Consider the following 26,462-nt stretch of genomic DNA (forward strand, 5'->3'; position numbering starts at 1 on the left):
TATGATTGTATTACATATTTTAGTTTTATTTATAAGTGTTTCTTTCTTTTTTTATGGATTAGGATGTTTTTATAGTCCTACCATGTATAAAGAATTTAAACGTTTTGGTTTATCTAAGGGACAGAGGAAAATCACTGGATTTTTTCAAGTCTTAGGAGCTTGTGGTCTGAGTTATGGATTTTATTTGAATCCTATTATAGGTTTCTCTGCCGCCTTAGGTCTAAGTCTTTTGATGAGTCTTGGATTTGGGGTTCGACTAAAAATTAAAGACAACTTCGTACAATCTTTTCCTTCTTTCTTTTTTGCACTGCTCAATTTATTTGTCGCTTATCAATTCTATGCCTTGCTCATTTCAGCTTAAACCAAGTTGAAATACCAAGGAATCATAAAACTCGAAATCACCCAAAATATAAAATTCAACATAATCCCTACTTTAAAAAAATCTTTGAATCTATAATTTCCAGCACTATAGACCATAGTATTGGTTTGATAACCAATGGGTGTCATAAAAGTAGCTGAAGCTGCAATCATAACAGTCACCAAAAAAGGTAAAACTTCTATACCAGAGGTATGAGCTACAGCTATAGCGATGGGTGTCATGAGAGCTGCAGAGGCGTTGTTGGACATCACTTCTGTCAGCAAAGAGGTGACTAAATATAATCCAGAAATAACCGCAATAATTCCCATGGGCGCAAGTTGATCTACCAAAGCTTCTGCGATAAGTAAATCAAGCCCTGTTTTATTTATAGCTAAACCTAGACTAAGTGCCCCAACCAATAAAAATATAATTTTCCAATTAATAGCTTCATAAATTTCTTGCATGTTTAGAATCTTAGCCAAAACAAGGATGATTACAGCTGAAATGGCCCCTACCATAATATCTAAAATTCCAAGACTCGCTAAAACAACCATAATAGAAATAAGACCTATCACAATACCAAACTTCTTTTTATCAAATTCTGTGATATGATTTTCTGATAAAAGAACAAAAGGTGTGTTTTGACCAGCTTCTAATTTATTTAGTTCTTTGACATAATGTGATTTTACTTCAGCCAGAATGATATCTCCGGCGCTCAATTTAACATCGTATAAATCATCATGCTTGATATCTTCTTTATGCTTTATCGCCAGCGGTATAGCTCTATAACGCCTTCTAAAATCCAACTCTTTTAATGTTTTACCGTGAATTTCTGAAGAGGAAGTAATCACCATTTCTACCAAAGCTGAATTCTTACCAGATAGATCACTATCACCAATTTTTAAAGGAGACACTGCTAAAGTTTTCGTTTTTCCTTTTAGGGATTTTAACTTTTCCACATCACATCTCACTTTCAGAATATCACCCTTATTTAATTCAAAGTCACCAGGAGGTAAAGTAAATGAGTTGCCGTTTCGCCTTACTTCAATAATATCTATATTGAATTCTGTCACTAATTCAGAGTCCATAATTTTTTTTCCTATGGAATCTGAATTGGATAACAACTCGACTAAAGTGATGTAATTATTGACATTAAACTTAGATTTTAAATCTTTAGAACGTCTGGATTTAGGCAATAATCTAATCCCAAAAATCGACATATACACAACCCCTACAACAAGTAATACTCCTGCAATGGGGGTCATTTGAAACATGCTTATAGCTTCTTCGCCCTCTTTTTCAGCTATCCCACTCACCAAAATATTAGTAGAAGTCCCAATTAAAGTACACATACCTCCAAAAATAGAAGCAAAAGAGAGAGGAATAAGCATCTTAGAAGGACTTTGCCCAGAAGCATGTGCAATTTGAATGACCACGGGAATAAAGACTGCAACGACAGGTGTATTATTCACAAATGCTGAAATAATGGCGATCATAAACATCATCATTAAAATCCCTGCATTAAATTTATATCTAAAAATTTTTGATAACCGATGAGCAAGAACTTGTAAGGCTCCCGTTTTAAGCAGTGCCGCACTCAAAACAAACATAAAAGCAACAGTAATGGTTGCTTTATTACTAAAGCCTTCTATCCCTTCTTCAGGAGTGATGACTCCTCCTAATACCAAAATAATCATGATAGAAATAGCTACAAGATCTATAGGTAGAGCTTCTGTCGCAAAAAGAATAATAGCAAGAACAATGACACATATGGTAATAATTGCAGCTGTGGTCATTTATTTTTTTGTTCAAATATATAATAGTCTACAAAATCTATAGACTTTATTTGTAAAAAAAATAATTTTACTATGAATCGGTAATTAAATGACTTTCCCTTTTGATGATTTCTGCTAGATTTGCCTTCTTGAGGAGTTCCACAGTTTTGTTTCTTACTTCATAAAAAATGTTCCTTATCCCACAGGTTTCCTCATCCTTGCATTCCTCACACCTTTCGTAATATTTATAGGTCACACAGGGAAGAAGTGCAATAGGCCCCTCAACAAGACGCATCACATCAGCTAAGTTGATATCTTCTGGATTTTGCAATAAATAATAACCACCACCCTTTCCTTTTTTGCTGGCGAGAACTCCAGCTTTTTTGAGATTAAGCAGAATGGACTCTAAAAATTTTCTAGGAATATGTTCTTTTTGAGCAATTTCACTAATGACAATGGGTCCTTCTCCATTTCGCTTTGCAAGATAAACCAAAGCATTAATTGCGTATTTTGTCTTTTTTGAAATCATTCTTGCAAATATATCATTATTCATCTTTAAAAAAATGAAACTGAAATTGTAATTTGCAATTTCAAATTTGAAATCCATTTCATGGCCTCCCAAGTGATAACAAACAGTCTTTCTCATCTTAAAAAATATTTCGGTTACGATAGTTTTAGAAAAGATCAAGCTGAAATTATTGAGCATGTTTTAAGCGGTAAAGATGCCCTTGTCGTAATGCCCACTGGCGGAGGAAAATCGATGTGTTTTCAGCTTCCTGCATTAAAATTTGAGGGACTTACTTTGGTTATTTCACCACTCATCGCTTTAATGAAAGATCAAGTTGATGGATTGAAAAGCAATGGAATTCCTGCAGATTTTTACAATTCGACCCAAACTCCTGAAGTTCAACTTGAGATTAAATCTAAGGTAGCCAACCGAGACATAAAACTCCTCTATACAGCCCCGGAAAGTTTATCTGGGCTTCAAGAAATTTTAAGCGAAACTTATATCAGTTGTGTAGCTGTAGATGAAGCTCATTGCATCTCTTCTTGGGGTCATGACTTTAGACCTTCCTACCAACAACTAGGATTTTTAAAAAAGTCTTTACCTAAGACCCCTATTATTGCTTTAACAGCAACTGCAGACAAAACTACCCGTAAGGATATTTTGAAGCAATTGGGAATTCCAAAAGCTAAAGCTTTTCTTTCTTCTTTTGATAGGGAAAATATTTTCCTGGAAGTCAGAGTTGCAGATAAACGCCTCAAGCAAATTGAAAACTTTCTATTGAGAAGGAAGGACGAAGCAGGCATAGCGTATTGCTTAAGTAGAAAATCTACTGAAAAATTAGCCAAAGATCTTACAAAGAAGGGATTTAAGGCGAAGGCCTATCATGCTGGTTTACCATCTGAAGAGAGGTCCAAAATCCAAGAAGAGTTTGTCTATGATAAGACTCAGATTATTTGTGCAACAGTCGCCTTTGGAATGGGAATTGACAAGTCCAATGTTCGTTGGGTGATACACTATAACATGCCTAAAAACCTTGAGGGCTACTATCAAGAAATAGGGCGTGCCGGAAGAGATGGCTTACAAGCGAATGCCCTCATGTTTCACTCTTATGCAGATGTGATACAATACAAACGCTTTATTGAAAATAGTATGAATCAAAAGGTTCAGGAAGCTAAACTGGATCGTATCAAGCAATTTGCAGAGGCTACTTCCTGTAGAAGACGTATTCTTTTAGGTTACTTCGGCGAACACCTTACAGAAAATTGTGGGTTTTGTGACGTTTGTAAGAATCCTCCTCGCTTTTTTGATGCCAAACTTATAGCACAAAAAGCACTTTCTGCTGTAGCGCGTGCTAAACAAAAAGAACCTATGGGAATGATTATAGATATTTTGAGAGGGGCAAAAAATGCAGCGATATATGACAAAGGGTATCAAAATATCAAAACCTATGGCATTGGTGACGGCATAAGTTGGAGAGATTGGCAGCATTATATTTTACAACTTACTAATTTAGGCTATATAGAAATTGCATTCCACAGAGGGAATGCTTTAGAGTTTACACCACTAGCTAAAAAGGTCTTATTTGAAGATGAACAGGTTTGGCTAACGAAGCCTAAACAAGATCAGGTTTCGTCTTCACAACCAAAGCAAACGTTGAAATCTTCTAACTTGTTCACACAGTTGAAACAATTGAGAATGCAAATATCTATTGAAGAAAACATACCGCCCTACTTAGTTTTTAACGATGCCACTTTAAAAGAAATAGAAAAAGAAAGGCCACTTGACGAAAATGAATTTAAAACCATAAGCGGTGTAAATTCTTTAAAGTCTGAAAAATATGCCGATAGCTTTATTGAAGTTATTGAGAAATTCAATACAAAAAAAATACAGAAAACATCAACTTATGACCAGACCTATGCCCTTTTTCAAGATGGAAATAGCATTGAAGATATTGCTAAAACAAGGAATTTAAAATCGACGACAGTTATTTCTCATCTGTGTACTCTAGTAGAAAAAGGTAAACCCATCGATTTAAGTAAACTTGTTTCAACTTCCGAAGTAAAAAAAGTCCAAAATATCCTAAAAGAAATTGACTACGAAGGGGCTCTAAAACCTATTTTTGAAGCTCTAAATGGAAATATGAGTTACGAAAAAATCAGGCTTGCAGTAACACTACTAAAAAAATAATTATTTATTTCTAACAATAATAGTACTCGCTTTTACGCCGGTCAACAAATTCCAAACGTTTCTAGATATCATTTTGGAACCATCTATGATCTTTAACTCTGCGGTATTGGGACCTGCTTCTCCTTGATTTAAGGCAATAAACTCTACTTTATTGAAACCGATTTCTATGGGAATAGTAAGTTCTTTGTAAGCATTATCAAGTAGAAGATTTTCAACGATAATCTTACCATTTAACCTTACCTGTACGCGATCTCCATCATACATCATATGGTCTCTACAGATAAAAACAATCTTATCTGAAGAAGTCACAAAGTCACCTAGACTCATATCTTCAGCCCATTCTTCCTTCATATTCTTATTCTCGTCCTCAGGTTTTTTATTCAATTTATCTGTCCATATATCGCTAGGATTCGTAAACTGGGTCTTGGCCTTAAAATCAACACCCTCCTCATCTTTAGCAAAAATATCTTTGACTTTACTCCTATTGGGCACCCCCAACCTATTCATTCCTGAGGAGGAATTGGAAGACTTAAATCTTGGGTTATTGATAACTTCAGATCCACGGGTGGGAAAGTCACGATTTTGAGCATTAGCCAAAAAAGAAACACACAGCAAAAGGGTTAAGAGACTGATTTTAAACATTTTCATACTTCAAATATACTTAATCTGATTGTACATAAATTATACCACACACAAAATTCTTTCTTAAACCCTTAAAATTGAATGGCAAAGTAAATACCATGATGAGTTATCGAGACTGGAATAGTCTTGGAGGCGATCTTTATGAACGGGAGGTTATTCTTCAATTTTAATAACTGTGGTTGTGACGACTCACCAAATTCCATTCTTAAGTTTTGAATAAGTTGTTCCTTGGAATTGGCAATAAAGGAACTTGAAGACGCTGAACAGGAAACACTACAATAGGTATAATTCTCTCTATAAAAAGTTGTTGTTGTTTTGACATAGTCTCCACCGAAATGCACTAAGCCGTTTTCTGAATCCATAAGTTCACAATGAAATGCAAAAGGATTGAAAACCGGTTTGGAATTAAATTTTCGCTGAAAGGCCTTATAGGCACTTTCTTTCATAGTCCAAAGCCGCCAAAAATCTTGTTCAGGCTTTGGACTTGATAAAACTAAATTTTGTTCATTTTGAGAAAGTACCTTTTCCATATACCTAGGTCTAAAGATATTTGAATCGGTTTTAGCTTTCTTTAGGTCTACAATATCATTTCCAATCACTTAGTTTCAAGTTTCTTTTGAATAACATTGACAGTCGCTTCTACGCTAATCATCTTTTCCATGTCGTCATTTTCAATCCGGATGTCGAATTCATCTTCCACGTCTAACACAACATCCACCAAGTTAGCCGAATTGATTTGCAAATCATTTATAAAATCGGATTTGGATGTCAAATTATCGAAATTTTCTTGATGATTGACATAAGGTTGAACGATAACCTTCAATTTACCCTGTATTACTTCAGCAGTCATATGATCTTTTTGGAAGCAATTTACAAATTAGTTTTCGTAAACCAAGGAGAAAGACAGAAGCCCGTAAGGTTTAAAATTGGAGACTAATTTTGATATTTCAAGTCAAGTCTCTAGCAACTAATACATCAATAAGAGGTTAAGTCTGAAAGCATCAAGCCACTACAATTGATATTCAGAATAATAATAAAAGATCACATTTATTTTTCGGAACTCAGCTTTAACTTACACCTAAAACTTTCAAAGAGAAAATTCACTCCTGTCATAATAACAATAAGTGATAGCGTACCTGCTAGAACCCACTGCCAAGTTTCTGCATCACTATGTTTCATAAAGCCACTTTCGACGATTGCCGAAAGTCCAAAACCTAGTAACCCCGTTCCTAACCCACCAAATAACCAAAATCGTTTTTTAAGCTGATTTATCTCCATCACTATATTTTTTCAAAATTACACAAGCGTTCACATCGCCAAAACCAAAACTTGCTTTAGCGATAACAGTCAAGTTCTTTTTTAGTAAGGTCCTGGGAATTTTTTCCTCATCGACTATCTCCAAAATATCTGGATGTATCGTATCGCAATTTAAATTTGGAAATATAAAGCCTTGTGATAATTCCAAAATAGAACTCACGAGCTCTAGACTTCCTGCTGCAGCCAAAGCATGACCAACATGACTTTTTAGAGAATTGATATAAGGGAAGTTTTTTCCTGATTTTTGTAAGGCCAGAGACCAATTCTGAACTTCAGTGGCGTCCATAGCGGTAGCAGTAAGGTGAGCATTAATGAGGTCTATATCTTCTGAATTTACCCCTGCCTCTATTAAAGCTTTTGAGATACAACTTTTAACTGCTGACGAGTTAGGCGCCGTCATACTCCCCTGTTCGCGTTGCCCTCCAGAATTAATACACCCTCCTAAAACTTCAGCATAAATAGGAACTCCCCTTTCTAGAGCAGATTCCAAACTTTCTATAACCATAGCCCCTGCGCCACTGGAAGGCACAAAACCAGCTGCAGATTCGCTCATAGGCTTCGAAGCTTCCTCTGGCTTTTCATTATACTGATGCGGTAAGATACGGAGAGCATCAAAACCACCCCACACATAAGGTCCAGAATCACTACAACTTCCCACTAGCATACGCTTAGCTTTCCCTGAAGAAATACGGTCGTACCCCATAAGCAAAGCCTCGGTTCCTGTGGTACAGGCGGAGGAATTGGTGGTCACTTGATTGCCACAGCCTAACTTCCCCCCCAGAAAAGCACTTATCCCGCTAGCCATCGTTTGCAGAACACTGGTACTTCCCAAGCGTCGGACTTGCTTTTGGTCTATACGATGAAAGGCTTCTCGCAACTTATCTACACCTAAAACTCCAGTTCCAAAAATAATTCCTGAGTCTGGATCTACCTCCTCAGTAATGTTCAATCCAGCATCGGCCCAGGCTTCTTGACCAGCAATTCCTCCATAAATAAGTCCCGTCGCTAACAAACCCCTTTGCTCCAAAGCAGTAAAATAGGTATCCATAAGCTCTTGAGAAATCTCAGGAATTCCTCCAATCTGACAACTAAATTGTAACTCTTTTAAATTTGAATGGAACTGAATTCCACTTTTACCAGATTTTATAGCCTCTGTAAAAGGGGAAACCCCAACAGCATTTGACGCCACAACTCCTAAACCCGTAATCACTACTCTTTGTGTCTTCATAATTAAATTAAAATAACACCTGCAATGTCTCCTCTTAAAATTAAGTCTCCATTGATATTAAACATTTTAACCAATGATTTCAATTTATTGAATCTAAAATAAATCTTCTCTGCCTCAATGATGACTTTTTCATCGGGTAAAACGGGTTTTAGAAATTCTATATTTGTACTCGTCATTGCGAGTCGAATCTTGCCTAAGTCAGAATTCTTATCTTGAGAAAGAATAAAAAGTCCTAGACTAGCTAAGCCAATCTGGGCGGCACATTCGGTAAGAATTACTCCAGGAGTAATGGGATGATCTTTAAAATGCCCTTTATAAAACCAAGAGGAGGCTTTGAAAGTGTAACTGCCTTTTATAAAATCTTCAGAGACGTTTTCAATTGTATCGACAAACAAAAAAGGGTCTTGATAAGGAAGTTGAGAGATAAGTTTGTTTTTCAAAGGATTTTAGTTTTGAATAGTAAAATTACACAGATAATTTAAAACTCCTATTCTGCAGTGCAAAGTTATTACAGGCTTTCTCCACCATCTGCTTTGATGACGGTTCCATTGATCCAATTAGACTCCTCTAAACTCAACAAATAGACCACATTAGCGACATCTTCCGGAGTAGTTAACCGTTTAAAAGGATTTCGTTTAATGGCTGAATTTTTTAGAACGTCATGTCCAGGTATCATTTTAAAAGACTGTGTTTCTACCATTCCAGCTTGAATGCAATTCGCTGTTATTTTAAAGTCAGCAAACTCTACTGCCATATACTTCATAAGCGTTTCTAAACTGGTTTTGGCTACTGAAACGGCAGCATAATGCTTCCACACCCGTTGATTCCCTTCGCTGGTGAAAGCTAATAATTTTGAATGTTCTGCAAACAATTTGGCCTCTAAGATAGCTTTTGACCAGTCGTAAAAACTATAAGCCATGGCATTGGCTGTGATTTGCAAATCGATCTGGTTGAGAGGTGAATCTCCGGTCATCGCCTTCAAATTTCCTTTAGCAATGCTGTGTAAAAGCAGTTTTATCTTACCAGATTCTCCTAAAATTTTCGGGATTTCAGTGATAAATTCTTTTCTCTTTTCTGAATTTATAGCGTCAAAATTGAATGTTTTTAATTGGACGCCACACTGCTTAATCTCTTCAAATCTGGCTTCGATTTCTGGAAAATCACTTCGCCTATCTCTATAAATGATAAGCAAATTCCAACCCTGTTGCGCTAACTTTAAGGCTGATGCATAGCCTAAACCCTGACTGCCTCCAAGGATTAAAGCATAGTTGTGTTGAGATGACTGTGGCATATGTATCCAGTTATAAATGAGTTCTTATCAAATTCCGAAGAAAAATTTACTTTACCATTGAAGCAAAATTCTTTGTGCTGAAAATCCCGGCCCAAAACTTAGCATCAGTCCCTTTTCTCCTTTTTTCATATCTTTCTTTAGCATTCTTTCTAAGACATAGAGAACTGTAGCGCTACTCATGTTCCCAAAAAGCCGAAGTACTTCTTTCGTATCATCTATGTTTTTGCCCATAGCACCAAACAAGGCTTCTACGGTATTGATAATTTTCTTGCCCCCTGGATGAAAAATAAGATGATTGATATCTTCTATTTTTGTATCGTTAGCTTTAAGAAAAGGGTGAATAATATCTGGGAAATGATCGCTTATTTTTTCTGGTACATCTATATCTAAGATCATTTTAAGACCCGAATTAGTCAAGTCGAAACCCATCATATGGGTATCATTATAAAAGTGATACATAGATTCATCTATGATTTCTGGACCTTTACAAGCCTCTTCTGAAGACATGAGTACACAAGCAGAACCATCACCAAATATGGCAGAACTTACCATATTGGCCATAGACAAATCATTGAGTTGAAGCGTGGCAGTTGGTGCCTCAAAGGAGACGATAGCAGCTCTCTTATTGGGATTGGCTTGCAAAAATTGCTTGGCATAAATCATTCCTGAAATTCCAGCGGCGCAGCCCATCTCGGTGACAGGAAGTCTTATGATATCTTGTCGCAATTCCAAGTCATTAATCAAATAAGCATCTAAGGAAGGGATCATAATCCCAGTGCAGCTTACCGTAATGATATAGTCCAAACTGTCTGGCGACCAGTCGGCTAGTTTTAAGGCCTTTTCCAAAACCTTTTTACCAAGTTTCTTCGCTTCTCGGACATAGATTCTATTTTTATCTTCAAAAGAAGTCGAAGTAAACACCTCTTCAGGATTCATAATCGAGTAGCGCCTATCTACTTGAGCACCTTCAAATATTTTGATAACCTTTCGTTGAAATCTTTCGTTTTCGTCTGCCAACCAGGTTTCAACAAAAGGAATAATATCTTTTGTTTCCTTAAAATATTCTGGGTTTTGGGTAGCAACCGTTTCTATCTTAACACTCATGAGCTATAAATAATCCACTGGTATCGGAAAGCCCAATACCATTTGATGTGGTGTTTTAGGTTTAAATTTTTGGCGTAAGTTTCTAAATCTTTTTCCTTAAAGCCTCTTAATATAGAGGTTAATCCATCTTTTTTTGCAATATCTGAATTTACAAAGACTAGACAATAGAGTTTAAAAAGGTGATATGCCAATTTGTGTCTATGCAAATCGTTAATGAGCACACCGTATTTTGCTTTTTGCTTCAGCACGGGGAGCAGTTTTTCTATAAATTGATCTTCAAAATGATGAAGGGTCAAGCAGCACGTAATAATATCAGCTTGGAAATACTCAAAGTCTTCACTAAACACGTCAATGACGCGATAAGAGATATTCTTATAATCTGCAGATAATTCTCTTGCAATTTCTATAGTATGTGGATTGGCATCTATGCCTATAAGTTGGAGGTTGAAATCTTGTGTTTTTGCCCATTTGGAGATATGACGTAGGGCATCTCCACTTCCACAGCCTAGATCGGCTATCACTAAATGCTTTTGATTTCTATCTTTTAGCAATGTTTTGATCCCCGCTATAGTTGCTCTGTGCCCTCCAAGTTGTGTATTGATTCTATCTATTGTAGCAAGGACGTGCTTAAGGTCTTCTCCCTTAAAATCGAAACCATCCATGATTTCTTCTTGCTTGCTTCTTTTTTTGGTTGAAATGCTACTCATTGAATTGGTTTTCCGTGGGTTTGCTGAATCATTTTGCGGAGCAAAAAGGGTGATTTTAAGACTATCCACATCCCATAACGGGTGAGTTGAGGTTGCAACAATATCTTTTGAAAAATAGATCCAAAAATAAGTCTTTTTTGAAAGGTTTTCTTCCAAATACGGGAATAATTTGCTTCCAGTTTATCTCGATTTTTATGCTTAAAAAAGCTCTTTATTTCATTAGAAACTAGCTTGGCAGAATGTATAGCCATTGCCATTCCATTTCCACATAAAGGATGAATAAGCCCAGCAGAATCTCCTGCCATAAGCATATGGTGTTCCACAGCCTTTTTATTTTGAAAAGAAACTTGAGAAATGGCTAAGTGCTTTTCAAAATCCATTTTAGAAGTCTCCAAAAAAGATTTCAGATGGGGGTTTTGAGATAAGATTTTATGATTAAAATCTTCAATAGAATTTGCTTTTTTAAAAGTATCGTAGTGAGCGAGATAACAAAAATTGACTGCGCCAGTTTCAGTTTTTGACAATCCGCAATACCCACCTTCAAAATTATGCAATTGGACTGAACCTTCGGGGAAATCACTTGATGTATAATGAGCTTTTATACCAATCCAAGGGGTTTTTTGAGTAATAAAAGATCTATCCATCTTTTTATCTAAGTTGGAGCGCTTCCCAAAGCTACCTATCGCTAGGATAGACATAAAGGTTTGTTGTGCTGTTTTAATGGTAAAGCGATCGTCGATAAATTCAACATCAGTTACCGTTTCAAAAACGAAATCAACACCATTAGCTTTCGCTTTTTTAAACAAGAGATGATCGAAGGCATACCTTGAAATACCGAAGCCTCCGAGTGGTAGTTTTATTTCAACAAGTTGGCCTTTTCTGTCGCTTAATTGAAGACTATGGATTTCGTCTGGTGGAGTAGTTTCAAAGTTGACACCCAAACGATTTAAGTAGGGAGATATCTCGTTGGAAACATATTCTCCACAAACTTTATGTTTTGGATAGGTCTCTTTTTCGAGAAGTAGTACTTGCAAACCGTCTTTGGATAGGTCTATTGCAGAGGTTAACCCTGCGAGACCTCCACCAATTATAATGACATCGTATGTGTTCATTCTTGAAATTTAGGCATAAAAAAAATCCTAAAATTGATTTAGGATTTTCTTGTGACTTTTTGAAGCTTATTGAGCTTTTTGTTTTGCTTCATCTTTTAATTCTTCATTCGCTACAATGGCAAGCTCTACTCTTCTATTTTTGGACCGCTCTTCTGGAGAAGTATTATCAAACTTAGGTTGCTCTTCTCCGTACCAGTTGGTCTTAATTCTTGAACTAGAAATCCCATTATTGGATAAATAGTCGGTTACTGATTGAGCTCTTCTTTTGGATAAATCCATATTATAAGAATCACTTCCTGTAGAATCTGTATGGCCTTCAACAATGATATTCGTTTTAGGATATTTTTGAAAAATACCGATTAATTTTAGTAGTGAAATTTCAGATTTTCCTTCAATATTAGATTTATTAGTAGTAAAATAGACCCCTGAATTTTCGTCGAAAGTCACGTTAATCCCTTCTCCAACTCTGGTCACTTCTGCACCAGGGATTTCCTCTTCAATTTCTTTGGCTTGTTTATCCATTGTATTACCGATGTAAGCACCAGCTGCGCCACCAACAACCCCTCCTATAATGGCACCTAGAACAGAATTATCTCCGTCTCCAGTATTATTACCAATAACTCCTCCAATTACAGCTCCACCAATAGCTCCTATAGCCCCAACTCTTTGAGTCTTATTTGTATTTTTAACTGCTTCACAAGAACTAAATAAAAAAGCAATGGCTAATAATAGTCCTAGTATTTTATTTTTTTTCACTTTCATAATTTATTGTTTTGAAAATGTCATTTCAATAATGACTTCTTTATTTTCTAAAGTAACTTTTTGCTGCCATACCATTTGGTCTTCTAACAAAGATTTAATGCTTACTCTACTCCCTTTATCTACCGCTTTAGCCTTTTGGTTTGTTGTAATTTTAAATAACATTTCTGGGGTAGAACTCTCAACAGTTTGCTTATCGATGTACCATACGAAATTCTGTTCTTGTTTATCACATGCATTGCCGTCCAAAATAAAATCACCTGTTGCATTATTTGGAACGAAACTCCATTGTGAATTTTCAAAACAAGTGACTTCAGCTAAATCGAAAATAGTGGTATCAAAAAATCCAGATGAGTTAGGGAAGCTAACTTCTTCTAAAACCCAATCTCCTTTCAATTGTTTTTCAACTTTATTTGCTAAATAAGCAGAACCACATGAGGTTAGCAATAGAGACAAAGCAATAATCGTAATGTATTTCATGAGTTATTTAATTAATTCAAAAATGTAATAAAAAATCTGTAAATTATTTTCAAAAAACAAATTTATAGATTTAATCTAGATATTGATTACTTTCTAAATAATCTTTCAATAAGGAAAATAACAAATAAGACATAAAAATGCAGAAAATAAGTTTAGCAATTTGAGCAACATCTTTTGCAATTCTGCCAAATTCTGACAAAGCGTATAATAATACACTAATTAGAAAGGTGATAACCTATCGCATCATAATTTAGGGTTTTTGATTGACCATTTAAAATAGTAAAAAAAATATAATTAATATTATTTTAATAATTGTTTAATATTTTTAGTTCATTTTCAAATTTCAGTTTTGCTAAATATTGATCCTCTAGTTCTTTGGCAAATGGTATAGGTGTGGATAAACTAGCGACTCTTTTTATAGGCGCGTCCAGATATTCAAAGCAATGTTCTGAGATAAGTGCGGAGATATCGGAAGCAATTCCTCCAAACAAAGAGTCTTCTTGGAGTATGATTACTTTCCCTGTTTTCTTTACTGAATTAAAAATAGCGGCTTCATCTAGAGGTGATAAACTTCTTAGATCCAAAACCTCAGCAGAAATCTCTGGACAACGTTCTAAAACTTCTAAAGCCCAATGAACTGCTGCGCCAAAAGTAATTACTGTAATATCGTTGCCTTCTTTTAAGAGGTTAGCTTTTCCGATTTCAATAGAGAAATAATCTTCATATACATCCTCTCTTATGGTTCTATATAAGGCTTTATGCTCAAAAAAGAGGACGGGATTAGGGTCTTCTATAGCTGCTGCCAAAAGACCTTTTGCATCTTGTGGCGAAGATGGATAAACCACTTTAAGACCAGGAATCTTAGTAAACCAAGCTTCGTTGGTTTGACTATGAAATGGCCCCGCTCCTACTCCACCACCACAAGGCATACGAATGACAACATCTGCTTTTTGACCCCATCTGTAGTGAACTTTTGCCAAGTAGTTCGCAATTGGATTGAAACCAGAAGTAACAAAATCACTGAATTGCATTTCAACTATAGATTTTATATCTTGTATAGATAGTCCCATAGCCGCTGAGACAATAGCAGACTCGCATATTGGGGTGTTTCTTACTCTGTCCTTTCCAAACTTTTCGACAAAGCCATCAGTAATTTTAAAAACCCCTCCATATTCAGCAATATCTTGGCCCATGATGACCATCGTCTTGTATTTCTCCATACTCTGCTCGAGGCCTTTCGAGATAGCATCTATAAATCGCATTTCAGTTTTACGAGAAGGTTTTGGATGTTCATCAAGAGTGAACTGCTGGTAAACATCCTCTAATTCTAACTTTTCATCTGGCTCAATACTAGGTTCTTTATTAGTTCTCTTAAGATGTTCATTTATTTCTGACTTTATGTCAGATTTAAATTTTGAAACCTCATCTTTAGTTATAAAATCAGAGTCAAGCAAGAACTGTTCATAATTTTCAACTGGATCTTGTTTTGCCCAATAGTCCATCAATTCCTCTGGAACATATTTAGTGCCACTTGCTTCTTCGTGCCCTCTCATTCTAAAGGTTTTAAACTCAATCAAAACAGGTCTAGGATTCTCTCTAACCTCTTCAACAATTTCTTTCATTTTGGTGAAGACTTCTACGATATTGTTGCCTTCTATAATATGAGATTCCATACCGTAGCCCTTACCCTTATCTGCAATATGTTCACAATTAAACTGCTCAGATACAGGAGTTGAAAGGCCATAGCCGTTATTTTCCACACAAAACAAAACGGGCAATTGCCAAACAGACGCTATGTTTAGAGCTTCATGAAAATCGCCTTCACTAGTTCCTCCTTCTCCAGTAAACACAGCAGTTACAGCTTTTTCATTCTTTAGCTTATGCGCAAGAGCAATACCGTCTGCTACACCAAGTTGAGGCCCTAAATGAGAAATCATACCGATAATTTTGTACTCTTGAGTCCCAAAATGAAAACTTCGATCTCGGCCTTTTGTAAAGCCATTTGACTTACCCTGAAATTGAGAAAATAAACGATATAAAGGAATTCCTCTCTCCGTAAACACCCCCAAATTCCTATGCATAGGTAAAATATATTCTTCTTTATTTAAAGCCTTAGTCACTCCTATTGCAATAGCTTCTTGACCAATTCCAGAAAACCATTTCGATATTTTTCCTTGCCTTAAGAGTATTAGCATTTTTTCCTCTATAAGTCGAGGCTTTAGCAAACTGCGATAAAGATCAATATGATTTTCTCTGGTAAGAGACTGATGTTTAAAATCCATAGGTGTTGTTTTGTAATTTTTCAAATTTATCATAAGCCGGATTCAAGTCATAAATGCAACTTCTGGGTTAAATAATAATTGATCCATTACAAATATAGGATTTTCATAATTGAACCTTTTTCTAGGTCTTAGATTTAATTTCTCTTGTATCTGTTTTACTTGGTAATCAGTGATTTTTGTAAAGTCTGTTTTTTTAGGTAAATATTGTCTTATCAGTCCGTTTAGGTTTTCGTTTGAACCCCGTTCCCAGGAGTGATAAGGTCTTGCAAAATAATAATCTATATTTAGCTCTTGCGCTACCACAAGGTGGTCTGCAAACTCTTTTCCATTATCCGCTGTAATAGTTTTCAAATAAGGTTTCCAATCCTCTAATAAATCTATGATTGCTAAGCCTACCCCTTTGGATTCTTTAGAAGGAACTTTTTTCATTTTAAGCATTCCAGAGCTTCTATCATTAATTGTTAGAATAGCTTGATTGTGATTTTTACCTATTATCAAATCCACTTCAAGATCTCCAAAGCGATCTCTGAGCTCCACTTTACTAGGTCGTTTTTCTATACTTACCCTGTCTTTTATAATACCCCTAGAATCCTTTGCTGCGCCTCTTTTACGATAACGCCTGCCTTGATGTCTTAGATGCTTATGTAGGGTTCCTTTATGTTTTTTATCATTCCAGATATGTTGATAAAGTGTTTCAACACTTACACTAGGTTCTTGGTGTTTCTTTAATATCCCTACTACCTGTTCTGGACTATAATCTAACTTTAAAAGCCTTTCTGAAGCTGTTTTTATTTCATTTGTAAAACAAATCTGTTTAGGTTTTGTTTTATGTCTCTCGCGACACTTTTTCACAGCTAATTCATAGCGATATTCACCGCTTCTTTGATCCTTATTACGCTTTAGCTCTCGACTAATTACTGACTTGTCTTTGTCTATACTTTCTGCAATAGCTCTATGGTTATAGCCTTCTTTGCGCATTACAGATATTGTATATCTTTGTTCTTTGGTAAGGTGACTCATTGCAACTTCTTTTTTGGCGATTTGATGCTGTAAAAATAACCTTTCCATCAAAACAAGAAAGAGGAATATTTTCCTCTTTCTTGTTTTGAAAAAGTAGCTATAATAATCAAATCTAAAAGTTGCATTTATTAGTTGAATTCAAGTAATGATAATTCATAATTAATAGGAATCTGAAAATTCTTGTTGAATAAAATTTATTAAATTTGTGTTTCTAAAATTTTCACATATGTCTATGACCAATATACCAAGTGTAAATCTATCAGATTTTTTATCTGATGACCCAAAAAGAAAACAAAAATTCGTCAATGAAATTGGTTCAGCTTACGAAGAAATAGGTTTTGTGGCTTTAAATCATCATTTTTTAGATGAAAAATTAGCAGAAGAACTTTACTCTCAAGTGAAAGCCTTTTTCGAACTTTCTGAAGAGACTAAGAAGAGGTATGAGCGTGAAGATTTGGGAGGACAACGTGGTTATGTTTCCTTCGGAAAAGAACATGCAAAAGGAAAAAAAGAAGGTGATCTTAAAGAGTTTTGGCACTTCGGGCAAGAACCAGCTCAGGATGCAAATCTAACTGAAGACTATCCAGACAATATACATATTGAAGAATTGCCTCAGTTTAATGAGGTAGGTATGCAAGCTTATAAAATGTTGGAAAAGACTGGAATTTATGTTCTAAGAGCTTTAGCCTTATACGTTGGGTTAGATGAGTTTTATTTTGATCACTGGGCAAGCAATGGGAACTCCATACTTCGTCCTATTCACTATCCACCTATTAAAACAGAACCAAAAGGGGCAGTAAGAGCGGGTGCTCATGGAGATATAAATCTTATTACTTTGCTTATGGGTGCTTCTGCTGGTGGCTTGCAAGTAAAAAGGAAAGATGGAGAATGGATTGATGCAATTCCTAAACAAGATGAGTTAGTTATAAACGTAGGAGATATGCTGGAAAGACACACCAACAATAAACTAAAATCTACAATTCATAGAGTGACTAATCCTCCTAAAGACGAGTGGGATAAACCAAGATATTCAATTCCATTTTTCTTACATCCTAGAAGTGAAATGCCTCTAGACTGTCTAGAAGAATGCACTTCTGAAGACAACCCAAAGCAGTATGAAGATATTACAGCAGGCGAATTTCTAACACAACGCTTAATAGAAATTGGCCTTATTAAAAAATAAATTATGGATCTTAAAGATCAATTAAAGGATTTATTTCCAGATCACGAACCTCAGGAGAACAGCCAGCCTGTATCCAAAAGTGAAGAGTTGAACATTTGGATGCAAGACGATCCTCTTATTTGCGAATATTCTAAAAGAAAAGGAAAAGCAAATACGCTGATAAAAGGCTATTCCGGAGCAAAGAAAGATTTTCAAAACCTGACCAAAGTCCTAAAAAAAGAGATTGGTGTTGGAGGAAGCCATAAAGAGGAGATCATCATCATTCAGGGAGATTACCGAGATCAAATCATGAAAATCCTAAAAGATATAGGTTTCAATGTTAAGCGCGTTGGAGGCTAGTCTAAACCTTGGAGTTTTATGGTTTAAATTAAAATCTTATTAAGTGGATTGACTACAGAAAAACAAGTCTATTATCGACATTAAGAATTTATTATTTCCCTAGATAATTTCAATATTTTAAATAAAACATTTGGATTGGTAGTTCATACCAATCCGTCAAAACAATTTATATGCCTTTAGCATCATCAGAATTAATCTTAAATCCAGACGGTAGCATTTATCACCTTAATTTAAAACCGGAGGATATCGCCCATACCATTATCACCGTGGGAGATCAAGAACGCGTTGCAAAAGTAACCTCCTATTTTGATGAGGTTATTTTTGAGACTCAGAAGAGAGAGTTCAAAACTCAAACTGGATTTTATAAAGGCAAAAAAATCACTGTAATCTCTACAGGAATTGGTATTGATAATATAGATATTGTTCTTAATGAACTGGATGCCTTAGTTAATATCGATTTAAAAACTAGAGAGATAAAAAAGAATCATCAGAAACTAACTATTGTAAGGATAGGAACTTCTGGGGGTATTCAACCTTTCGTAGACTTAGATAAATTTGTGATGAGTGAAGCTGGTGTTGGATTTGATGGCTTATTGCATTATTATAAAAATAAAGTGACTAATGATGAGGCTACTAAAGCTTTATGTAATCATCTAAAGGTTTCACCAAAAAAACCTTTACCATATATCGTTGACGCAGATCAGACTCTTATCGATCATTTTCTTACGGAGTCAAAGGTTATCCCTGGATATACTGGAACTAATTTAGGCTTTTATGGACCACAAGGAAGAACATTGCGTCTTGAGCTAGAAGATCCAGATTTTATAGACCAACTCGTATCTTTTAGATATAAAAATCATTGTATAACTAATCTGGAGATGGAAACTAGTGCAACTTACGGTTTAGCTAAATTACTTGGCCATAAAGCTTTATCCATGAACGCCATCATTGCCAATAGAGCAACAGGGGAATTTAGTAAAGACCCAAAAGATTCTGTAGATTCTCTTATTCGTTTCACATTAGACAAATTATCTAAGCTATAAGATGATGAATAATAAGATTAGAAACATTAGAGTGGGAGGTGTCCCAGAACATTTTAATCTACCTTGGCATTTATGCATCGAAAATAAAGAATTCGAATCTCATGATATAGACCTCACTTGGACAGATTTTCATGGCGGAACAGGAGAGATGAGTGAAGCTCTTAAAAATGGTGATGTTGATATTGCCGTTATGCTTACGGAAGGTTCTATTAAAGAAATCTGCGAAGGCAACACATTCAAGATTTTACAAAGTTATATACAGACCCCCCTTATGTGGGGTATGCATGTTGATGCTAATTCCAAGTATCATGATATGAGAGACTTAAGAGGTAAGACCGCTGCTATAAGTCGTTACGGGTCTGGATCGCATCTTATGTCTTATGTGAATAGCAATAATAATAACTGGAATCTGGAACATTTAGATTTTAAAATCATCAAAAATTTGAATGGTGCTATAGAATCCCTCACTGAAGGGACATCAGATTATTTTTTGTGGGAACACTTTACGACCAAACCTTTAGTAGATAAAGGAATCTTTAGAAGAATAGGTGATGTTCCGTCACCTTGGCCATGTTTTGTAATTGTAACCACTGAAAAGTTTATAAAAGACAATTCTGAAGTCATCCCTGATATTTTAGAACCGCTTAACCAAAAAAGCAAAACTTTCAAAACAATAAAAGACATTGATGACTTAGTTTCAAAACGTTATCAACTTAAAATTGAGGATGTTGAAGAATGGCTTTCCATAACGGAATGGAGCCAACAACAAATTTCTGAAAATGATGTTTTAGTCACTCAAAAAAAATTAATTGATTTGGGGCTCGTTTCAAAACGAAAAACTTATTCTGAAATTATTTATTAATCCACGCAACCAATCCTAATATCTAGCATCTAATTTATGAAACTAAAACTTTATCCTAAAATCAAAAAATATTTATGATCTATTTGATTATCCTCCTCTCTCTATTATTGATAAATTTCTTGTTACTGAAATTTAGCTGCGATTGCCCTGATTTTGTTTCTAAAAATTTGAAAAAGAAAGTTTCAAATAAAAAAATAAAAATCAATACTCCAAAAGTTTGGTCTGAAGAAAAATCCAGTTCAAATCCTGTACTCGCTGATAAATAAAATATTACCACTTTACCAGAGAAGTATTTTGTCTAGCTAAAATATTATTCGTTTCACTGAAATGTTTATTCCCGAACCAATAGCCTCTATTTGCGCTAAGAGGTGAAGGGTGGCCAGAAGTTAGAATATGGTGCTTTGCTGAATTGATAAGTTTCGATTTCCTCTTTGCATAACCACCCCAAAGTAGAAAAACAATCCCCTCTTTTTCTGAAGACAATTTCCTAATCACTTCATCCGTAAAAATCTCCCAGCCTTTATTTTGATGACTCCCTGCTTCATGGGCTCTAACGGTTAAAGTAGCATTGAGCAACAATACTCCTTGCTTAGCCCACGACTCTAAATTACCGTGCTCTGGAATTGGTATAGTTAGATCTTCCTTCAATTCCTTATAGATATTAATAAGGGAAGGAGGAGTCGATATTCCTTTTGGGACAGAAAACGATAACCCATGAGCCTGCTGTGGACCATGATAAGGATCCTGCCCCAAAATCACCACTTTTGTCTTATCGAATGGGCAAAACTCGAAGGCATTGAAAATGTCTGTCCCTTTAGGATAGCAGGTATAGTTTTTATATTCAGCCTTTATAAAAGTTATAAGAGACTTGAAATAATGTTTATCAAACTCATCTTTTAAGATTTTTTTCCAATTTGCTTCAATCTTTACCTCCATATATTATGCGTATTTTTGCAAGACTACAAATGTAGAATTTTAGTATGATAAACATTAGCGAAAAATCCTTAATAGATTTAGAATTTCCGACAATTTGTGGACAGTTGAGCACCTATTGTATCACAGAAAAAGGACAGCAAAAAGCTCTCGACCTAAAACCCTATACCTCTTATAAATCCATTTATTTTCACCTGAACCAGACAGAGGAATACAAGTCTTCAGGACTTCAGGAAAAACCTGTCCCCAACCACGGCTTTGAAAGTGTAGATGAAGCCTTAAAATTTTTAAATATTGAGGGGTCGGTGATGGAACTCAGCGGCTTTAGAAAGATTTTAAATTTATCTGAAACCACAAATATTCACTTAAAATACTTTCAGAAGTATAAAGAACTTTACCCTAATCTTTTCAGATCTACTCAACCTATAGAATATACAACTGATATTGTAGATGAGATAAGACGTATTATTGACAAATTTGGGGATATTAAAAATGATGCTACTCCAGAACTTTTTAGAATTAGAAAGACCATAAACGTGGCGAAAGGTAAAATAAACTCAAGCTTTTCTAAAGCCTTGTCTAAATATATCAGCTATGGTTACCTGGATGATATAAAAGAAACCATAGTAGATAACGTGCGTGTACTTGCAGTAACAGCGACGCACAAACGCAAAGTAAAAGGAGCTATGCTAGGGAGCTCAAAATCTGGAAATATAGTTTACATCCAACCTGAAGAAACACAAAATTCTGAAAGGGAACTAGATGAAGCTGAATATGAAGAAAAAGAGGAAGTCAATAAAATTTTAAAAGCCTTAACAAACTTTTTAAGACCTTATATAGACTTGCTGAAGCAGTACCAAAATTATCTAAGTGAAATAGACCTTGTTTCCGCCAAAGTAAAATATGCTGAGTTGTATGAAGGATTACTGCCAAAAATAACCACAGATAAGGAAATCTTTTTAAAAGATGCTTATCATCCTTTATTATTGATCAATCATAACAAAACTGGGGAAAAAACGTACGCACAAGATATTACCCTAAACGATTCTCAACAAATTATCGTGATTTCTGGCCCTAATGCGGGAGGAAAGAGTATAACTCTCAAAACGATTGGCTTAGTCCAGATTATGCTCCAATCTGGTATGCTAATTCCGGTTCACGAATACTCCAGGATTTGCTTTTTTGATAAAATTCTTACTGATATTGGCGATAATCAAAGTATTGAAAACCATTTAAGTACTTACAGCTATAGGTTGAAAAACATGAGGAATTTTTTAAAAGTCTGTGACGATAAGACCTTGTTTTTAATTGATGAATTTGGTACTGGATCCGATCCTGAACTTGGTGGTGCAATAGCTGAAACCTTTCTGGAGGTCTTTCATGAGAAAAAAGCCTACGGTATAATTACAACACATTATGCCAACCTTAAGATGATGGCCGATGAGAATCCTGAAATAGTTAATGCTAACATGGCTTTTGACAGTTATACCATGGAACCTTTATTTGAGCTGAAGCTAGGAGAAGCAGGGAGTTCTTTCACTTTCGAAGTTGCCCAAAAAAATGGAATTCCCTTCAGTTTAATCAATCGGGCTAAAAAGAAAGTCGAGCGAGGTAAAATCAGATTTGATAAAAGTATTGCTAAGCTACAAATGGAACGTTCCAAACTGGCTAAAATAAATTCAGAATTAAAATCTAAAACCAGCGAGACTCAGAAAGAACAGGAAAAACTCGATGAAACCAATTCTAAAATTCAACTAAAGTTAGAAAGTTATCAAGAGCTCTACGATAGCAATCAGCGTATGATTGGTATTGGCGAGAAGATGGATAAAATTGGACTACAATACTTCAATAATAAAGATAAGAAGCTGCTTTATTCCAATATTTTAAAAGTTGTAGAAAAAGAGAATTCCAAGAGAATCAAACAGACCCAGAAAGACGAAAAAATCCAAAAGCAAAAAAAGCATAAGGTCAAGGAAGAAGCCCAAGAAAAGGTTGAAAAAATAAGGCAAAAGAAGAAAAAAGAAAAAACTAAAGAGGAAGTAGAAGCTTCAAAAAAGTCTGCCAAACCTATTTTTAAAAAAGGGGATTCCGTGAGGCTACAAAATGGACGTGCGGTTGGTACTATCGATAAATTTGATAAAGGAAAAGTAGTTATCAATTATGGAATGTTTACGACCAGTGTGTCCGATGATCAACTTGAACTTGTAAAACGAGCAAAATGACCTTACCAGAAGATAAAAAAATTGTGCTTTTTGATGGTGTTTGCAATTTCTGCAACGCTTCAGTTCGCTTTATAATGGAAAGAGATAAAAAAGACCTGTATAGGTTTGCTTCTCTTCAAAGTGATCTCGGCAAAAAAATGACAGCAGAAAGAGGTATTGATTCCTCTAAGGTGGATTCTATTATAGTAATAGAACCAAGACATGCTTATTACATCAAGTCAACGGCTGCCCTCGAAATTTGTAAGGATTTAAATGGGTTATATCCTGCCTTGAGCCTGTTTTTATTTATTCCCGAAAGCTTTAGAGATTTGGTTTACGATTATATAGCTAAGAATCGGTACCAGTGGTTTGGAAAAACAGAAACCTGTCCTATGCCTTCAAAAGAAGAACAGTCCAGGTTTCTAGATACTTAAAACTAGAATTTGAAAACTGGTAAAATCTTAGTTGAGACTTCACCAAAACCAATTCTAACTTCGTGATTCTGGCAATATCCACGTAGGGTTACTGTATCGTTATCTTCAATATATCGGCGTTCTTCACCACCATTTAATTTAACTGTTTTGGAGCCTCCCCAGGATAACTCTAACATAGAGCCATAAGAATCTGGTGTAGATCCAGAAATAGTTCCACTCGCCATCATATCGCCACTATTTACTGGACATCCATTAACTGTATGGTGAGCCAGCTGCTGGCTCATATTCCAATACATAAATTTGAAATTAGATTTTGTGATAACCATTTCATCAGTATTTTCTGGCTTAATTGATACCGAGAGATTGATGTCAAAACTTTTCTTATCGGTGGTTTGTAAATACGGTAATAGTTTCTTGATAGGCTTAGGCCCCTCTACTCTAAAAGGCTCTAAAGCATCTAAAGTAACAATCCATGGTGAAACTGAGCATCCAAAGTTTTTGCCAAGAAATGGTCCAAGTGGTACATATTCCCACTTTTGAAGATCTCTAGCACTCCAATCGTTGAAGAGTACCATTCCAAAAATATAGCTTTCAGCATCTTCTACCGGTATTGGTTCTCCCAAAAGATTGCTATCGGTCGTAATAAATGCCATTTCTAATTCAAAGTCTAATTGTCTAGTGGGCCCAAAGATAGGCTCATCAGATCCTTTAGGTAATTTTTGGCCCTGTGGCCTGTGAATAGGTATTCCACTTGGCACTATTGACGAACTCCTACCATGATAACCTATTGGCGCATGCAGCCAGTTTGGCAGTAAAGCATTTTCTGGATCTCTAAACATCTTACCTACATTGGTAGCATGTTCCTTACTGGAATAAAAGTCTGTATAATCTCCAACCTGAACAGGCATTTGCATTTCAATCTCATCCAAAGTAAATAAGACAGTTTCTTTGTCTTTTTCGTTGGACTTTAATTCATCAGTATTAACGTCAAATAGTTCTGCAACTCGATTTCTGACAGATCTCCAAGTTTTTCTGCCATCTGCAATAAAATCATTTAAGGTATCCTGCAAAAAAATATCATCTGTCAATGGGATATCTTTAAAATAGCCAAGTTGATGCAAAGCACCTAGATCTATAGCAAAATCACCAATGCGTGTTCCTATGGTAATAATATCATCTCTGGTAAGAAAAACACCAAAAGGAATATTCTGAATAGGGAAATCTGTATTATCGGGGATATCCAACCAAGTTTTTCGAGAAGGATCATTAGCTTTTAAAGACATAGTATGATTTTAGTATGTTGAAATTAATCTTAAATCTTCCTTCAAATATATTATTTTATGCGAATTAACCGTTCCAAATAATTAAATTTGGAGCATATTTAACTTTAAAATGTAAAATGAAAGACAAAGCGATTTCAGACTTGATTCTTGAAGAAAAAAACAGACAAACTAATGGTTTAGAATTGATTGCAAGTGAAAATTTTGCAAGTCAAGATGTATTGGATGCTGCTGGTTCTGTACTCACCAATAAATATGCTGAAGGTTATCCAGGCAAACGGTATTACGGTGGATGTGAAGTCGTAGATAAAGTTGAAGATCTGGCTAGAGAGCGTGTTAAAAAGTTATTTGGTGCCAAGTATGCTAATGTTCAGCCACACTCTGGTTCCCAGGCGAATACTGCTGTTTTTTCCATCTGTTTAAATCCAGGAGATACTATCCTTGGTTTCGATCTTTCTCATGGTGGTCACCTTACCCATGGCTCTCCTGTTAACTTTTCTGGAAAGCTATACAGTCCTGTATTTTACGGTGTAGATAGAGAAACTGGCCTTATCGATTATGAGATGGTAAGAGAAATGGCTCATAAAGAAAAACCAAAAATGATTATAGCAGGTGCATCTGCGTATTCTAGAGAAATCGATTATAAAATATTTAGGGAAATAGCCGATGAGGTTGATGCTATTTTGTTAGCAGATATGGCTCATCCATCTGGTTTAATAGCTGCTGGACTTTTACAAAGCCCGCTACAACATTGTCATATTATCACATCAACTACTCATAAAACTATTCGGGGCCCTAGAGGTGGTATTATTTTAATGGGTAAAGATTTTGAAAACCCATTTGGTCTCAAATTTAAGAATGGAAACTTAAAGAAAATGTCTAGTTTACTAGATAGCTCAGTTTTTCCTGGAAATCAAGGTGGTCCATTAATACATATCATCGCTGCTAAAGCAATAGCTTTTGGTGAAGCGCTTTCTGAAGATTTTGTGTCTTACCAAAAACAAGTTATCAAAAATGCCTCGGCAATGGCAAAAGCATTTATGGACAAAGATTATAAAATCATCTCGGGCGGAACAGATAATCACATGATGCTTATCGATCTCCGAAATAAAAATATTTCAGGCAAACAAGCTGAAGAAGCTCTTGGCGCTGCTGGTATAACAGTCAACAAAAACATGGTCCCATTTGACGATAAATCTCCATTTGTTACTTCAGGAATAAGAATTGGTACCCCTGCCATAACCACTAGAGGTGTGATGGAAAATGAGATGTCTAAAATTGTAGATCTTATAGATGATGTTATCGTTAATCATGAGAATACGTCACATTTAGAGTCAATAAAGGAACAAGTCCACGCTATGATGAGCCATAGACCTTTATTTACTGAAGCAGTAAAGAGCTAACAAATACATTAAAA

Annotated in this window: 27 protein-coding genes; 9 read left to right on the forward strand and 18 right to left on the reverse strand. The window is 35.5% G+C overall.

The window, feature by feature from the left end; genetic code table 11:
* The first annotated feature begins 1 nt into the window (after position 1).
* Positions 2-361, forward strand: coding sequence for a DoxX family protein (locus tag P700755_RS02150; RefSeq protein ID WP_015023112.1), 360 nt, complete (start codon positions 2-4; stop codon positions 359-361).
* Here the strand turns inward: P700755_RS02150 and P700755_RS02155 are convergent.
* Entirely contained in the window at positions 358-2,154 is a 1,797-nt protein-coding gene (locus tag P700755_RS02155; RefSeq protein ID WP_015023113.1) for an SLC13 family permease, read from the reverse strand. The two genes, P700755_RS02150 and P700755_RS02155, sit on opposite strands and share 4 nt — an antisense overlap.
* 70 nt (positions 2,155-2,224) lie before the next feature.
* A complete protein-coding gene (locus tag P700755_RS02160) occupies positions 2,225-2,662 on the reverse strand; it encodes an RrF2 family transcriptional regulator (protein WP_015023114.1) in 438 nt (145 codons plus the stop codon).
* 81 nt (positions 2,663-2,743) lie between these two features.
* Between P700755_RS02160 and recQ the strand changes: the two genes are divergently transcribed.
* Positions 2,744-4,828 (forward strand): DNA helicase RecQ, encoded by a 2,085-nt coding sequence (recQ, locus tag P700755_RS02165; RefSeq protein ID WP_015023115.1) that lies wholly within the window; start codon positions 2,744-2,746, stop codon positions 4,826-4,828.
* On the opposite strand, the gene P700755_RS02170 is transcribed toward recQ, so the two are convergent.
* The 14 genes from P700755_RS02170 to P700755_RS02235 all read right to left on the reverse strand — a co-directional run bounded on the left by P700755_RS02170 (position 4,829) and on the right by P700755_RS02235 (position 16,770).
* Complete coding sequence (locus P700755_RS02170) at positions 4,829-5,470, reverse strand: hypothetical protein (protein ID WP_245535993.1); 642 nt, start codon at positions 5,468-5,470, stop codon at positions 4,829-4,831.
* A gap of 71 nt (positions 5,471-5,541) precedes the next feature.
* A complete protein-coding gene (locus tag P700755_RS02175) occupies positions 5,542-6,069 on the reverse strand; it encodes a 4'-phosphopantetheinyl transferase family protein (RefSeq protein ID WP_015023117.1) in 528 nt (175 codons plus the stop codon).
* A complete protein-coding gene (locus tag P700755_RS02180) occupies positions 6,066-6,320 on the reverse strand; it encodes an acyl carrier protein (protein ID WP_015023118.1) in 255 nt (84 codons plus the stop codon). Before P700755_RS02180 ends, P700755_RS02175 begins: the two co-directional genes overlap by 4 nt.
* Before the next feature lie 197 nt (positions 6,321-6,517).
* Positions 6,518-6,748: a hypothetical protein gene (locus tag P700755_RS02185; protein WP_015023119.1), complete on the reverse strand. Its 231-nt coding sequence runs from the start codon at positions 6,746-6,748 to the stop codon at positions 6,518-6,520.
* Positions 6,729-8,015 carry a beta-ketoacyl-[acyl-carrier-protein] synthase family protein gene (locus P700755_RS02190; RefSeq protein WP_041758114.1) on the reverse strand — a complete coding sequence of 429 codons (1,287 nt, stop codon included), beginning with the start codon at positions 8,013-8,015 and terminating at the stop codon, positions 6,729-6,731. The genes P700755_RS02185 and P700755_RS02190 overlap by 20 nt, the downstream gene beginning before the upstream one ends.
* A 2-nt stretch (positions 8,016-8,017) precedes the next feature.
* Positions 8,018-8,455, reverse strand: coding sequence for a 3-hydroxyacyl-ACP dehydratase FabZ family protein (locus P700755_RS02195; protein ID WP_015023121.1), 438 nt, complete (start codon positions 8,453-8,455; stop codon positions 8,018-8,020).
* 68 nt (positions 8,456-8,523) lie between these two features.
* Positions 8,524-9,306, reverse strand: a complete 783-nt coding sequence (locus P700755_RS02200; protein WP_015023122.1) for an SDR family oxidoreductase — start codon at positions 9,304-9,306, stop codon at positions 8,524-8,526.
* Between the two features lie 51 nt (positions 9,307-9,357).
* On the reverse strand, positions 9,358-10,410 hold the full coding sequence (locus P700755_RS02205; protein WP_015023123.1) for a type III polyketide synthase: 1,053 nt from the start codon (positions 10,408-10,410) through the stop codon (positions 9,358-9,360).
* On the reverse strand, positions 10,407-11,117 hold the full coding sequence (locus P700755_RS02210; protein ID WP_015023124.1) for a methyltransferase domain-containing protein: 711 nt from the start codon (positions 11,115-11,117) through the stop codon (positions 10,407-10,409). Before P700755_RS02210 ends, P700755_RS02205 begins: the two co-directional genes overlap by 4 nt.
* Entirely contained in the window at positions 11,114-12,229 is a 1,116-nt protein-coding gene (locus tag P700755_RS02215; RefSeq protein WP_015023125.1) for an NAD(P)/FAD-dependent oxidoreductase, read from the reverse strand. Before P700755_RS02215 ends, P700755_RS02210 begins: the two co-directional genes overlap by 4 nt.
* A gap of 66 nt (positions 12,230-12,295) precedes the next feature.
* Positions 12,296-12,991, reverse strand: coding sequence for a YiaD family glycine zipper/OmpA-like lipoprotein (locus tag P700755_RS02220; RefSeq protein WP_015023126.1), 696 nt, complete (start codon positions 12,989-12,991; stop codon positions 12,296-12,298).
* A 3-nt stretch (positions 12,992-12,994) separates the two neighbouring features.
* Positions 12,995-13,468 (reverse strand): lipocalin family protein, encoded by a 474-nt coding sequence (locus P700755_RS02225; RefSeq protein ID WP_015023127.1) that lies wholly within the window; start codon positions 13,466-13,468, stop codon positions 12,995-12,997.
* A gap of 305 nt (positions 13,469-13,773) precedes the next feature.
* The gene (locus P700755_RS02230) at positions 13,774-15,750 is read right to left on the reverse strand and encodes an alpha-ketoacid dehydrogenase subunit alpha/beta (protein ID WP_015023129.1); all 1,977 of its coding nucleotides are present in this window, start codon (positions 15,748-15,750) and stop codon (positions 13,774-13,776) included.
* 42 nt (positions 15,751-15,792) lie between these two features.
* Positions 15,793-16,770, reverse strand: a complete 978-nt coding sequence (locus tag P700755_RS02235) for an IS30 family transposase (RefSeq protein WP_041758579.1) — start codon at positions 16,768-16,770, stop codon at positions 15,793-15,795.
* A gap of 232 nt (positions 16,771-17,002) precedes the next feature.
* Between P700755_RS02235 and P700755_RS02240 the strand changes: the two genes are divergently transcribed.
* From P700755_RS02240 to P700755_RS02255, 4 genes are all read left to right on the forward strand, one after another.
* Positions 17,003-17,953, forward strand: a complete 951-nt coding sequence (locus tag P700755_RS02240) for an isopenicillin N synthase family dioxygenase (protein WP_041758115.1) — start codon at positions 17,003-17,005, stop codon at positions 17,951-17,953.
* A 3-nt stretch (positions 17,954-17,956) separates the two neighbouring features.
* Positions 17,957-18,292, forward strand: a complete 336-nt coding sequence (locus P700755_RS02245; protein ID WP_015023132.1) for a translation initiation factor — start codon at positions 17,957-17,959, stop codon at positions 18,290-18,292.
* A 170-nt stretch (positions 18,293-18,462) separates the two neighbouring features.
* Entirely contained in the window at positions 18,463-19,335 is an 873-nt protein-coding gene (locus P700755_RS02250) for a nucleoside phosphorylase (RefSeq protein WP_015023133.1), read from the forward strand.
* 1 nt (position 19,336) lies between these two features.
* On the forward strand, positions 19,337-20,197 hold the full coding sequence (locus P700755_RS02255) for a substrate-binding domain-containing protein (RefSeq protein ID WP_015023134.1): 861 nt from the start codon (positions 19,337-19,339) through the stop codon (positions 20,195-20,197).
* A 270-nt stretch (positions 20,198-20,467) separates the two neighbouring features.
* On the opposite strand, the gene P700755_RS02265 is transcribed toward P700755_RS02255, so the two are convergent.
* Entirely contained in the window at positions 20,468-21,133 is a 666-nt protein-coding gene (locus P700755_RS02265) for a uracil-DNA glycosylase (protein ID WP_015023136.1), read from the reverse strand.
* Between the two features lie 44 nt (positions 21,134-21,177).
* On the opposite strand from P700755_RS02265, the gene P700755_RS02270 reads away from it, so the two are divergent.
* Both P700755_RS02270 and P700755_RS02275 read left to right on the forward strand, forming a co-directional pair.
* Positions 21,178-23,352 (forward strand): endonuclease MutS2, encoded by a 2,175-nt coding sequence (locus P700755_RS02270; RefSeq protein WP_015023137.1) that lies wholly within the window; start codon positions 21,178-21,180, stop codon positions 23,350-23,352.
* Positions 23,349-23,765 carry a thiol-disulfide oxidoreductase DCC family protein gene (locus P700755_RS02275; RefSeq protein WP_015023138.1) on the forward strand — a complete coding sequence of 139 codons (417 nt, stop codon included), beginning with the start codon at positions 23,349-23,351 and terminating at the stop codon, positions 23,763-23,765. Before P700755_RS02270 ends, P700755_RS02275 begins: the two co-directional genes overlap by 4 nt.
* Positions 23,766-23,767: 2 nt before the next feature.
* On the opposite strand, the gene fahA is transcribed toward P700755_RS02275, so the two are convergent.
* A complete protein-coding gene (gene fahA, locus P700755_RS02280) occupies positions 23,768-25,048 on the reverse strand; it encodes a fumarylacetoacetase (protein ID WP_015023139.1) in 1,281 nt (426 codons plus the stop codon).
* Between the two features lie 116 nt (positions 25,049-25,164).
* Here fahA and P700755_RS02285 point away from each other — a divergent pair, with 116 nt between their 5' ends.
* A complete protein-coding gene (locus tag P700755_RS02285) occupies positions 25,165-26,448 on the forward strand; it encodes a serine hydroxymethyltransferase (RefSeq protein ID WP_015023140.1) in 1,284 nt (427 codons plus the stop codon).
* Positions 26,449-26,462: the final 14 nt, after the last annotated feature.

The sequence above is a fragment of the Psychroflexus torquis ATCC 700755 genome, from assembly GCF_000153485.2.
Taxonomy (GTDB): domain Bacteria; phylum Bacteroidota; class Bacteroidia; order Flavobacteriales; family Flavobacteriaceae; genus Psychroflexus; species Psychroflexus torquis.